The 12,072-nt window shown below is 63.9% G+C and carries 9 protein-coding genes and 1 tRNA gene; 1 reads left to right on the top strand and 9 read right to left on the bottom strand.

Annotation, left to right across the window (positions count from 1 at the left end; translation table 11 throughout):
* Nucleotides 1-6 precede the first annotated feature (6 nt).
* The 8 genes from AC1DU8_RS03500 to AC1DU8_RS03535 form a co-directional block, all read right to left on the bottom strand.
* Nucleotides 7-81: transfer RNA gene (locus AC1DU8_RS03500), tRNA-Arg, on the bottom strand.
* Nucleotides 82-146: 65 nt separating this feature from the next.
* Nucleotides 147-4,133 carry a translocation/assembly module TamB domain-containing protein gene (locus AC1DU8_RS03505; RefSeq protein WP_477726435.1) on the bottom strand — a complete coding sequence of 1,329 codons (3,987 nt, stop codon included), beginning with the start codon at nucleotides 4,131-4,133 and terminating at the stop codon, nucleotides 147-149.
* The gene (locus AC1DU8_RS03510) at nucleotides 4,133-6,139 is read right to left on the bottom strand and encodes an autotransporter assembly complex protein TamA (protein ID WP_477726436.1); all 2,007 of its coding nucleotides are present in this window, start codon (nucleotides 6,137-6,139) and stop codon (nucleotides 4,133-4,135) included. Before AC1DU8_RS03510 ends, AC1DU8_RS03505 begins: the two co-directional genes overlap by 1 nt.
* Nucleotides 6,140-6,188: 49 nt before the next feature.
* A complete protein-coding gene (locus AC1DU8_RS03515; RefSeq protein ID WP_457282252.1) occupies nucleotides 6,189-7,403 on the bottom strand; it encodes a vWA domain-containing protein in 1,215 nt (404 codons plus the stop codon).
* 25 nt (nucleotides 7,404-7,428) lie between these two features.
* A complete protein-coding gene (locus AC1DU8_RS03520; protein WP_457282251.1) occupies nucleotides 7,429-8,016 on the bottom strand; it encodes a GNAT family N-acetyltransferase in 588 nt (195 codons plus the stop codon).
* A 28-nt stretch (nucleotides 8,017-8,044) separates the two neighbouring features.
* A complete protein-coding gene (locus AC1DU8_RS03525; protein WP_457282250.1) occupies nucleotides 8,045-8,824 on the bottom strand; it encodes a hypothetical protein in 780 nt (259 codons plus the stop codon).
* A gap of 27 nt (nucleotides 8,825-8,851) precedes the next feature.
* Nucleotides 8,852-9,070 carry a hypothetical protein gene (locus AC1DU8_RS03530; protein WP_457282249.1) on the bottom strand — a complete coding sequence of 73 codons (219 nt, stop codon included), beginning with the start codon at nucleotides 9,068-9,070 and terminating at the stop codon, nucleotides 8,852-8,854.
* A gap of 85 nt (nucleotides 9,071-9,155) precedes the next feature.
* Nucleotides 9,156-10,010, bottom strand: a complete 855-nt coding sequence (locus AC1DU8_RS03535; protein ID WP_457282248.1) for an AAA family ATPase — start codon at nucleotides 10,008-10,010, stop codon at nucleotides 9,156-9,158.
* 135 nt (nucleotides 10,011-10,145) lie between these two features.
* Between AC1DU8_RS03535 and AC1DU8_RS03540 the strand changes: the two genes are divergently transcribed.
* On the top strand, nucleotides 10,146-10,814 hold the full coding sequence (locus tag AC1DU8_RS03540; protein ID WP_457282247.1) for a c-type cytochrome: 669 nt from the start codon (nucleotides 10,146-10,148) through the stop codon (nucleotides 10,812-10,814).
* 84 nt (nucleotides 10,815-10,898) lie between these two features.
* Here the strand turns inward: AC1DU8_RS03540 and AC1DU8_RS03545 are convergent, their stop codons facing one another.
* Nucleotides 10,899-12,002 (bottom strand): S8 family serine peptidase, encoded by a 1,104-nt coding sequence (locus AC1DU8_RS03545; RefSeq protein WP_457282246.1) that lies wholly within the window; start codon nucleotides 12,000-12,002, stop codon nucleotides 10,899-10,901.
* Between the last annotated feature and the right edge of the window lie 70 nt (nucleotides 12,003-12,072).

Raw genomic sequence — 12,072 nt, forward strand, 5'->3', positions numbered from 1 at the left:
AGCATGTGGTACCACCAACAGGAATCGAACCTGTATCTAGCGCTTAGGAGGCACTCGTTCTATCCATTGAACTATGGCGGCACTTCTCTTGGAGAAGCTGCAATTGTATTCGGTGGCGAACGCCGGCCTCGCCCTCAGGAATCACCTCAGTCGTAAGGCACGGTGAAGATCAGGTCCACCGCGCTTTGCTGGCCGGCCTGGGCGCGCACGGTGAAGCGTTGCGAGAGGTCGTAGAACACGTAGAGCGTGCCCAGTGCGCCGGTCACGGTGCGCTCATAGGCGGCGTAGAAATTGCGCGAAAAGCGCTTGCCCAAGGTGACGGCGCCTTCTGTCGTGGTGCCGTCCGTGTTGCTGGAGGCGCCGCGGTAGGACAGCTCGTCCAGTCCCAGCGAGGCAGCCAGGCCGCCCGACATGCCGCCGCCTTTGCTACCCAGCAGGGCCAGGGCAGCCTGCTGCAGCAGCGCGGCTTCGGCGCCGCCCGAAGCCGACGAGCGGCCCACCACCAGCCACGAGAGTTTTTCGGCATCGGGCAGCTCGGGTTGCGCATACAGGCGCACACGCGGCAGCAGGGCGGTTCCGGTAATTTGCACGCCGACGCGCTGCGTGAGGTTGGGGCGAATCGCCAGGATGTCGAGCGAAGGGTTGTCGATGGCGCCGGTAAAGCGCAGCATGCCTTGCTCCACATCCAGACGCTGGCCGTAGGCGCGGTACTGGCCGCCTGCCGTGTTGATGGTGCCGTTGAGCCGGGGCTCGCGCAGCGTTTCACCGCTCAGGGCCAGCGTGCCGCGCACACGCGTGTCTATGCCCTTGCCCTGGATGCGGAAGTCGCGGCCCAGGTCGAGCTCCACCGCCAGTTTGACGGGGCGCGCGTCGCGGTCGGCGATTTCGTCGCTGGTCTGCGCGGGCGCCTTTTGGCCCGCCGCCGCGCCGCGGGTGGTGCGCACCACCACGTCGTCGCCAAGTTGCGGCGTACCTTCGTCGGGCAGGATGATGCGGGCCTGGTCGATCACCAGCTTGCCGGTGAGTTCAGTCTGTTGTCCCTTGAGGCCGGCCTGCACCTCGCCCGATACCGTCAATTGCCGGTCGGTACGGATGCTGGCCCGCAAGCGTTCGAGCCTGGCCGTGAGCTGCACCTGCGGCTTGCCCTCTACCCAGCCGGCTTCGCCCTGGGCCGTGAGAACGCCGCCCGTGCCTTTGTCGCCTGCGCCCTGCAGCGTGAACTCGTTGATGCGCATGCGCGTGCCGTCGAGTTTGGCGCGCAGGCGGCCGTTGCCGAATTCGATGCCGTCTACCACCGAACGCAGCGCCAGGTCGTCGGCCTGCAGGTCGCCGGCCAGTTGCGGCGCGGCGCGGGTGCCGCTGATGGCGACGTCAGCACCCAGCGAGCCGCGCAGCCGCCAGCCCGGCGGCGCCAGCACTGACCACACGCCGATGCGCGGCAGCTGGGCGCGCAGCTGGCCGGCCAGCGGTGCATCGGCCGGCCAGAGCCAGCCACCGCCGGCGGTGGCTGGCGCGCGGGCCAAACGGGTCCTGAGCTGGCCGTCGGCAGTGCCCGCGCGTTCGCTGTCCCAGCGCAGCGCCAGCGTGACGGCCTCGCCTTCGCTTTGCAGCGAGAGGCGAGCTTCCTTCACGCCGGCCGCCACGCGCGCCGCCATGCCTTGCACGGTTTCGGCTTGCACGGTGATGTCGCCGCTGCTGCGTGCGAGGCTGACTTTCAGGCGCAGCGTGTCACCCAGCGTGGCGTCCCAGTCGCCATCCAGCAGCAGGGTGCCGCCCAGGCCTGCGCCGGCCATCTGCGGGCCGGCCAGCAGTTCTATCCAGGCCAGCGGCAGGCCACTGAGCTTGCCTGCGGTGATGAGCTCACGGCCTGGCCGCCAGCGAACCGGTTGCCAGGCCAGCGTGGCCTGCGAAGGTGCACTGGTGGATGCGCCCGAAGGCGGCGCGACCAGAAGGGCTTCTCCCGCGCCGCTTTCAAACAGGTCGCCATTGCGCGCGGGCGTCCACTTGAGCGGCACGGTGCTGCGGGTCTTGAGCTGCCAGGTCCCCTTGCCCAGCGTGGGGTCTTCCACACTCACACTGAGCTGCTTGACCAGGCCTTGCCACGCGGATTCAGCGAGCGGGGCGTTGCGCGCGGCGCCGTTGTTGAGTCGCCCGCCTTCTGCCGCCAGCTGCAGGGTGTAGCGGCGCTGGCCTGCTTCCATGCGGCCTTGCGTGGCCAGCTGTGCCTGGCTCAGGCGGCCGGAAAGCGTGGCCTGGAAGGCGCGGATTTTCAGGGCCTCTGCGGTAGCGACTGGTGCTGTTCCTGCTGTGCTGGAAGTCGTCGCAGCGGCAGGCGCAGGCGTCCCCATACGCCAGTCAAGCGACGGCAGGTCCAGCCGTGCCTGCAAGGCCGGGTCTTGCCAGCCACCTTGCCAGCTGGCTAGCAGCTCAGCGTTGCCGCTCGCCGATGCGCTCTTCAATGATGTGGGCAGTCCCGGGAGTCTTTGCAGCCAGCGCAGGGCTTGCGCCATGTCGCGGCCGCGCAGGCTCACGTCGCCTTTGCCGCTGGTTTGCCGCAGTTCCCCTTGCAGTTGAGCGTCCAGTCCGGGGGCTGTCAGTGTGAGTTTTCCCTTGCCGCCTTTTGCACTGGGTTGGGCCTCAAGCTGACCTGCCAGCTCGGCGTCGTCGGTGCGTACGCGCAGAGCCGACAGCACCAGCGTGCCGCCGGCCTGTTCGGCATTCCAGCTGCCGGTGGCACTGGCATCGCGCAGGCGCAGCTGGCCCAGCGGATTGTTCCTGGCGCTGGCGTCATTGCGTGCTGCCTGCACGTTTGCGTCAAAGCTTATGGCCGGGCCCTGGCTGCGGATGTCGGCTTTGCCGTCCAGCGGCAGGGGCGCCAGTTGGCTGTGCAAGAGGGCCGGGTTGACGTGTTGGAGCGTCGCCTGCAGCTTCCACGCGGGTGCTGCAAGGGATGTGGCGGGCGCATCAGCCCACTCGCCGCTGGCCAGCAGCTCGCCGCCGCCCAACTGAGCCTTGAGCGTGCGCACCATGGCTATGCCGCTACGCCACTCGCCTTGGATTTCCAGCCGATCCAGGGGCAGCTTCTGCTGGTCCCAGGGGCCAGGCAGGGAATTGGCCAGTTGCAGTTGCAACTGCCAGGCGGATGTCGATGAAGCGCTTGCCGGTGAACTTGCAGAGGGTGCAGGCCGTACGTTGGCGCTGCCCGTCAGCAAGGTTTGTGGGCCTTCGGGCCAGAAGGCCGCTACATCCAGGTCGCGAAAACTCGCATCCGCTTGCGGCAGGGGTTGGGCGGCCCAGGGCATCACACGGGCAGTGGCAGTTGCCTGTGGTTGCCGCTGGTTTTTGGGGGGTGATGTGGCGGAAGGCTGAGCGCTCATTTGCAGCTCGGCCTTCACCAGCAGTTCGGTGAGGGGGCCGTGGGCCGTGGCTTTGAAAGCCAGCGGCAAGGGCGCTTTTGTGCCGGGAATCTGCGTATCCAGCGCACCTGCCAGGCTGGCATCAAGCTTCAGGGGGCTGTGTGACGATAAGGTCGCGCGCCCGTTGTAGCGGCCGTGCGCTACCTGCGCGCTGAGCAATTCCAGCTGGTGGTCTATGCCCTTGAACGAATAATTGCCCGTGATGGCGGAGGCAAAAAATGCCGCGCCGCCCGTCCATTGAAACTGCCCGATGGAAAACCCGTCAAGCACCACCGGCAGCGGCAAGCCCAGCGCTGAGGGCGGCACTGACGGTGTTGTTGAAGGCGCGCGTTGGTCGGTGACCTGCACGCTGGCCGCGGCCAGCCGGTTGACCTCCAGCGTGCCGTGCAGCAGCGACCACGGTTGCCAGGCGAGGGTGACATCCCTCACATCCACACGCAGGCCATCTTGCTGCCACACCAGTTGGTCAACATGCCCGCCCGCGCGTAACGAACCTGTCACGCGTTCGGCGCTCAGCGGCTGGGTTCGGGCGATCCAGTTCAACGCGGTGGCCAGTGAACCGTCGGTGCCGGCCCACCACCAGGCGCCTGTCGTGGCGGCTACGGCCAGCACCACCATGCTGCCGGCGGCCCATGCAATGGCGCGCAGCCAACGACGTGACGGGCGCGCCGGTTTGGGCACGGCAACGGGCGTGACAGGGGTATCAGGCGCGTCCATCAGAAAACAAATCCCACGCTGACGTGCAGACGCAGCTGTTTGACTTTCTCGCCATAGGCCAGGTCAATCTGCAGTGGCCCGATGGGGCTTCTCCAGCGCACGCCGGTGCCGATGCCGACGGAAGGTTTCATGTCTTTGGGGTTGTCTGCCACGGCGCCTGCATCGATGAAGAAAGTGTTCTCCCATTCGCTGGGCCGGCCGTCGCGCAGCATCGGGCGCTGATATTCCACGCTGCCCACCGCCATGTAGCGGCCCGGCCCAGTCACGCCGTTGTCCAGTTTGATGCCGATGTCGCGATAGCCGTAGCCGCGTACGGTGGTGTCGCCACCGGTGCGGAACAGCAGGGTGCCGGGAATGCGCGCCGAGTCTTTGGCCAGCACGGCGCCGCCCTCGGCGCGCATGGCGATGCGGCCCCGCTCCAGCGCCACAATGCCGAGCCAGCGGCCCACGGCGCGGGTGAGGGGCAGGTGCTGCGACCCCATGGTGCTGCCGGCGCCGAGTTCAAAGCCCAGGCCGTAGCCCTTGTTTGGGAAAGGCAGACTGTCGAAGTAACGCCCGGTCCAGACGTAGTTGGCCGTCAGGGCCGAGCCGTCGCCGATGTCGGCGGCGGAGCTGTTGATCTGGCCGCTGCCACTCACGCTCGCCCTGTCGTATTGCAAATAGATGTTGCGGTCTATGCGTTCGCCGGCCTGCGTGCGGCCAAAGCGCAGGCGCCCGGAGCGGGTGACGAGCTCGTTGTCGTCGACACGTTCGGTGCGCGCCAGGGCCACCCAGCGCCAACTGGCCTCATCGGGAATCGATGTCCATTCGGTCTGGGCGAAAGGTGATTTCTTTTCGAGCTGCAGTTTGGTGACGGCGCGCCAATTGGTGCCCGGCACGCGCAGGTGTGTGTGCTCAATCGAGGCGCGCGGCCCGCTGTCGGTGGTAACGCCCACGCCCAGGATGATTTTTTGCAGTTTGGCTTCGCGCACCTGTACCTGGACGGGCGCTGCCTGCGGATCGCTTTCGGGATCGACAAAGATGTAAGCCGAATCGAAATAACCGCTGGAAGCCAGCCGCTGCTGTGCTTCGGTCAGCTGCTTCTGGTCGTACACGGCACCGGCACTGAGGCGTGCCAGGCGCGGCACCAGCACCGGGTCGTAGCGCTCGACACCTGTGACCTGCATGGGGCCCAGGCGGTAGAGGGGGCCGGAGTCGAGCTTGAGGCTCAGGGCTGCGCTGTGCTCCGGTGCGTCCACATCGGCCAGGCTGCCTGCCAACTTGCCGGCCGGGTAGCGGCGGGCAACCAGGTCGCGCAAGGCCTGTGTCTTGGCGCTGTCCCAGGCGTCCTGCGTAAAGCGTTGGCCCGTGGGCAGACGCCAGTCGCGCTGGATTTCCGCGCGCTGGGCCTGCGCATCCGGGTCGGGGGATTCGGCAATATCGCCTGCAAAGTCGATTGCCACCGGCCCGACCGTTGTAGCCTGGCCCGGCTCCACCGCGACCACAATGGTCGGCCGCTGGCCTGACCCCGCGGCAGTGCCGCCTTCTCGCGTAATGGCGATGGTCGGGCTGAAATAACCCAGCGTGCCTACCAGATTGCGCACATTGCGCTCAGCCAGAACGATCAGGCGCGTCAGCTCGGCTTCGTCCAGATCGGTCACGGCGCGGTAGCGCTGCAGCTCAAGGTGTCTTTCGAGCAGCTCCTTGATGGGCTGCGGCGCGCGCACCGCGATGTCAAAGGCCGTAACTTCAGGCTGAGCGCCGGTTGGGCCGGTGGAGCCCTGCGGTGTGGGCTCCGGCGTGACTTTCTGAGGGGGCGGAGGTGGGGCTGGCGCGGTTTGTATGACGCCGGAAGGCGGTGTCGCTGTGTTGCCGGACTGTGCAGGCGCAGCTGTTTGCGCGGCGGCGAAAGGCGCCAGAAATATCGCAAAGAGGGCGAAAGCAGGGATGAAGCCGGCGCTGGTCGGCAATCCTGCCGGGGTGGCCGTCCGTGCGCAGTGGGTACTGTGGGTACTTGGATGGGTCACGAGGGCAGTTTACTTGAGCGCCCCAGCGCTCAGGCGTAGGAGGCGAACGCTACTTCGAGAGCATTCGCATGGCCTCTTCCAGACCCTTGATGGTCAGCGGGTACATGCGCTGGTTCACCAGTTGCTGGATCACGCTGATGCTCTGGCGGTATTGCCAGACGCCCTGCGGCTCGGGGTTGATCCAGGCGAACTTGGGGAAGGCGTTGGTCAGGCGCTGCATCCATTCGGCGCCGGCTTCTTCGTTGTTGTATTCCACACTGCCGCCCGGCTGCAGGATTTCGTAGGGGCTCATGGTCGCGTCGCCGACGAAGATGAGTTTGTAATCCTTGTTGTACTTGCGGATGATGTCCCAGGTCGGGAATTTCTCGCTGAAGCGGCGGCGGTTGTTCTTCCACATGAAGTCATAGACGCAGTTGTGGAAGTAATAAAACTCCAGATGCTTGAACTCGGCTTTGACGGCAGAGAACATTTCCTCGACGCGGTGGATGTGCTCGTCCATGGTGCCGCCCACGTCCATCAGCAGCAGCACCTTCACATTGTTGTGACGCTCGGGCACCATCTTGATGTCCAGCCAGCCGGCATTGGCCGCCGTGGAACGTATGGTGTCGTCCAGGTCCAGTTCTTCGACATTGCCCTGGCGCGCGAACTTGCGCAAGCGGCGCAGCGCGACCTTGATGTTGCGCGTGCCGAGCTCCTGGGTGTCGTCGTAGTCCTTGTAGGCGCGCTGGTCCCAGACTTTCACGGCGCTTTTGTTGCGGCTTTTCTCCTGGCCAATGCGTATGCCTTGCGGGTTGAAGCCGTTGGCGCCAAAGGGCGAGGTGCCGCCTGTGCCTATCCATTTGCTGCCGCCTTCGTGGCGTTCTTTCTGTTCTTCAAAGCGCTTTTTGAGCGTTTCCATGAGTTCGTCCCAGCCCATCTTCTCAATCTTGGCTTTTTCTTCGGGGCTGAGTTCCAGCTCGAGGTTTTTGCGCAGCCATTCGAGCGGGATGTCTTTCGTGAAGTCAGCCAGCATCTCCACGCCCTTGAAGTAGGCAGAAAAGGCGCGGTCGAACTTGTCATAGTTTTTCTCGTCTTTCACCAGCACCGTGCGGCTGAGGTAATAGAAGTCGTCGATCTTCCAGGCGCCTTCGCCCTCATGGGCGTCGAGTTTGTCGCTGTTCGGGCCGACAACGCCGGCCTGCAGCGCCTCGAGCAGCATCAGGTATTCCTTGACGGAGACCGGCAACTTGGCCGAACGCAGGGTGTAGAAGAAATCGATCAGCATGAAAAACTCCTTGGCGACGCACGCCTCAGGCTCTTGGCTTGTCGAGCAGGTACAGCAGCTGTGCTTTCACCTCGGGCCATTCGCCGGCAGCCAGGCTGTACATCACCGTGTCGCGTATGGTGCCGTCGCGACGCAAGGCATGGCCGCGCAGTACGCCGTCTTTGCGGGCGCCCAGTCGCTCGATGGCGCGCTGGGAGGCGTGGTTGAAGTTGTCGGTGCGCCAGCCCACGATGTTGCAGCCCAGGGTTTCAAACGCATGCGTGAGCATCAGCAACTTGCAGGTGGTGTTGACATGGGTGCGCTGGCAGCGTGCGGCGTACCAGGTGTAGCCAATCTCGACGCGCTTGAGGTTGGGCACGATGTCGTGGTAACTGGTGGAGCCGAGCACCTCGCCGGTGCCATCGTCGGTGACGGCAAAGGCCAGGCGGTTGTTGGTGGCCAGCGCAGTTTCGATGTAGCCGCGGGTTTCGTGAGGCTCGGGCACCGAGGTGATGCGCAGCTTCCAGAGCTCGCCGTCGGCGGCTGCGGCCTTCAGGCCTGCTTCATGGTCGAGCGTGAACGGAACTAGCTTGACGCCGCGCGTCGTGAGGGTGACGGGTTCTACGAAGGCCATCCGGCAATCCTTTTCATATTTAGCGTGTTCACGTGGACCGCAGCGTGGCGCAGGCTGTGGCGGCCTGGCCGCGCGGATTGTCCCGGCACAGCTTGTTCAGTTCATTTCTGGCGCCGGCGTGGCCGGCATGGGCCGCGCGCACCAGCAGCTCTACGGCATGCCAGGGAACGTCTGCAACAGGGCGGTGCGGCGGCACCGGCCGCGCGGCGGCAGCCTTCTCGGATTCGATCGAGGCCTTGGCGCGCAGACGCGGCGGCCCGGCGGCGGGCCGGCCTTCCAGCAGCTTCACGTAGTCATGGACCATCAGGTCGGCATCCGTCGCCGTCAGCTGCTTGCGCGGGAGCGACAGCCAGGAGCGTGTGCCGGCGTCAGGCACATCGCTGAGTTTTCGGCCCGGCGCCGTCAGCATAGCGGCGACGTCGTCGGGCACGGCCTTGCCCAGGCCTGATGCGCGCGACAGTTCGTCGGCACTCATCGCGCCGGTCGCCGCGTTGCGTTCAGCGGCACCGGCTGCGGCAGCGACGTCGCCCGCGCCGAGCTCCGCCGCGCCGGCGGCTTTGGCTGCCTTCGCCGCCGCATTGGCGCCCTGCGTTACCTCGACTGCGCCAGCCACGCCCGCTGCGCCAGCGGCGCCTTTACCCGCAGCACCTGCCGCACCGGCAGCGCCTTTGCCTGCAGTGGAGCCCACCTTGCCGAGGAGGCCCCAGAAGGCATATGACGGGGCGGGGAGCAGTGTCAGGGCCAGCAATGCGGCCAGGCAACTGCTGTGCAGGGCTGCACGGTGGAAGGGGGCGGTTGAGCGTTGCATGGGCGTATCCCAGTCAGGTGTTTGCGGTCAATCGGCTTTCTTACGGCGGCGCCAGGCCCGCGCAAGTTGCAAGCCGCCGCCGCCGCCCAAGCCCACCAGCACGATGCCGGCGATGGCGCTGTTGCCGTAGCCGGCTTCAAAAATATCGAAGCCGAGCAGATGGCCGGCCCAAAAACCAAGGAGCGCACCGCCGACAAAGCCCACCGCGTCTGAAATACCCTCGATCAACAGTGATTTTTGGTTCATATGAGTTAGCTCTAACTGACAACAATAATTTTGCGGATTGGCTGCAGAGTCTTTGGATCTAGCAGTTCTGTGATGTACATGTTGTTCAACGATTGTTGCGCTGCATGAAAACCAGCTTCTCGAACAGGGTCACGTCCTGCTCGTTCTTGAGCAGCGCGCCCACGAGCGGCGGCACGGCGACCTTGTCGTCCTTGCTTTGCAGGGCGTCCAGCGGGATGTCTTCGGCGACCAGCAGTTTGAGCCAGTCCAGCAATTCGGAGGTCGACGGTTTCTTCTTCAGGCCAGGCAGGTTGCGCACGTCGTAGAAGGTCTTCATGGCTGCGGTCAGCAACTCTTTCTTCAGGTCGGGGAAGTGCACGTCCACGATCTGCTTCATGGTGTCGGCGTCGGGGAATTTGATGTAGTGGAAGAAGCAGCGGCGCAAAAACGCGTCGGGCAGCTCTTTTTCGTTGTTGGAGGTGATGAACACCAGCGGCCGGTGCTTGGCCTTGATGAGCTCACGCGTTTCATACACGTAGAACTCCATGCGGTCAATTTCACGCAGCAGGTCGTTCGGGAACTCGATGTCGGCCTTGTCGATCTCGTCGATCAGCAGCGCGACCGGCGTTTCCGAGGTAAAGGCCTGCCACAGCACGCCCTTGACGATGTAGTTGTGGATGTCCTTGACCTTTTCGCCACCGTCCACGGTCGACAATTGCGAGTCGCGCAGGCGCGACACCGCGTCGTATTCGTACAGGCCCTGCTGCGCCTTGGTGGTGGATTTGATGTGCCATTGCAACAGCGGCAAGTTGAGCGCTTCGGCCACTTCCTCGGCCAGCATGGTCTTGCCGGTACCCGGCTCGCCCTTCACGAGCAGCGGCTTTTTCAGGGCGGCAGCGGCATTCACGGCCAGCATCAGGTCCTGGGTGGCGACGTAGTTCTTGGAACCTAGAAATTTCATGTTCTTGGGGAGAGGAGGTGAAAATTGAAAGGGCGTTTGCGCGGGTTGCCGGCAAGGGGTGCCCGGTCTCGGCAGGCCCAGATATAATCCAAGGTTGTTTTATACGATGAATTCCCACCTGATTGTGCGCGCAAAATGAATAAGCTGTTCACCACGATATTCGCCGTAACTGTCTCTTGCGTGACGGTTGCAAGCCTTGCCCAGGAGATCAAGGGCGATGCCAAAGCCGGCGAAACCAAGAATGCCATGTGCATCGGTTGCCACGGCATCAAGGGCTACCAGGCCTCTTTCCCCGAGGTTTATAAGGTCCCGATGATTTCAGGCCAGGGCGCCAAATACATCATCGCCGCGCTCAACGAATACAAAAAAGGCGACCGCAAACATCCCACCATGCGCGCCATTGCCGATTCGCTGACCGACCAGGACATGGCTGACCTCGCCGCGCACTACAGTGCTGACGGTGTGGTTGCCGGCGCCGCAGAGCTGCCGGCCAAGCCGGCCAAAGAACCAAGCGCGGAAGTCCAGGCCCTGTTGAACAAGGCCAACTGCGCGTCTTGCCATGGCGCCAACTTCAGCAAACCGATTGATCCGGCCTATCCCAAGATTGGTGGTCAGCATGCTGACTACCTGTTCGTGGCGCTCAAGGCCTACAAGACAGAAAACAACCCCAAGGTTGGCCGCGGCAATGCCATCATGTCCGGCATGGCCAAGCAGTACACCAATGTTGAGCTGAAGCAATTGGCCAACTACCTGTCGTCGGTAGACGGTGACCTGAAAACCGTTCCGCAGAGAAAATTCCGTTAGACCGGGTCGCTCCTGCAAAAAGGCCACTGGGAGCAGCGACTTTTTTGTTGGCTTTGGGGGGGGGCAGTACCGTTGGCGGTTTGGCTACGTGCCGGGTCGCCGGAGCGCCGCGTTAACTTGAAGCAGCCCGCAACCGAATGCATCGTCGCGCCCCGTGGGGCCCAGGTCTTTTGCGGTTTCGCAGAAATGGTAAGGCGCGGTCACGCTCACTTTTCTCTTGCTCAACCAGTACGCAACGGCGCCTGCGGCATGGGCACTGGCGTAGGAGGTACCGCTGACATAGCGTGCAGCAACACCCGAGGGCAGGTGTGGCGCGGGCGGCGCAAGGGGTACCCAAATATTGACACCGGGGGCCGCCACTGAAATGTAAGCGCCGTGATTGGCCTGGCTATAAAGCTGTCCTTCAACATCGATCGCAGTAACCGCCAGCATGCCCGTGTAGCTGTTTGCATAGGCCGCGGGGTAAGCGGGTGGTGCACTGCTGCCGTGGTTGCCTGCGGCGGCTGTCAGCAAAACATCCCGCTGCATAAGTTCGGCGATTGTCATTGCGACGTTTTTATCGTACCGGCCAGACAGGCTCATATTGATGATTTGCACACGCTGTTCCAGCAGCCAGTCGACCCCTTGAATCAACCGGTAGCTGGTGGTAACAGTTTGTTCCCCTTTTGCCGACATGACGACAGCATTAAAAAGACGTATTGACGGCGCAACACGTGCAATAAGGCTTGCGATAGCGGTGCCGTGGGCGGGATGAGCTGGCAGATCCAGGGCGGCGGTTGGACTTTCTGCTGCGAAGGGCTTGTTGGCGAGCGTGACGTCACGCAGCCACGCGGTGGGCATTACCTCGGTGTCGAGCATGCCAACGCGGACGGACCGGAGGGCTTGATAGCTGGCTTTGGATGCTGCACCGGTTTTTGCGGGCTGAGGCGGCAAATCCAGCATGCCCACCGCATATTCCCTGCCGGTGGCACCCGCCTGTGTACGGTACAGATAGTTGAAGTCCACACTAAGCTGCGAAAACCGTTGTTGCCATTGGGTTACCCGCTGTGCAGCCGCGGCATGGTCGGCAAACTGAAACAGCGCAAGGCTCCATCCCAGTGTGTTCAACCTGGTGGAGGCAATTGGCTGCGTATTTTCGTTAGCCAGAGCGTTCAGTACATTCTGCATGGCCGCCAGGTCTTTCGACACAAGCAATACCTGGCCCGTCTCAACGTCGCTGGGTGATATCGGAGCGACGCTGGGCGTGGCTCGCGGGGAC

Source organism: Polaromonas sp. P3_A5 (genome assembly GCF_056403055.1).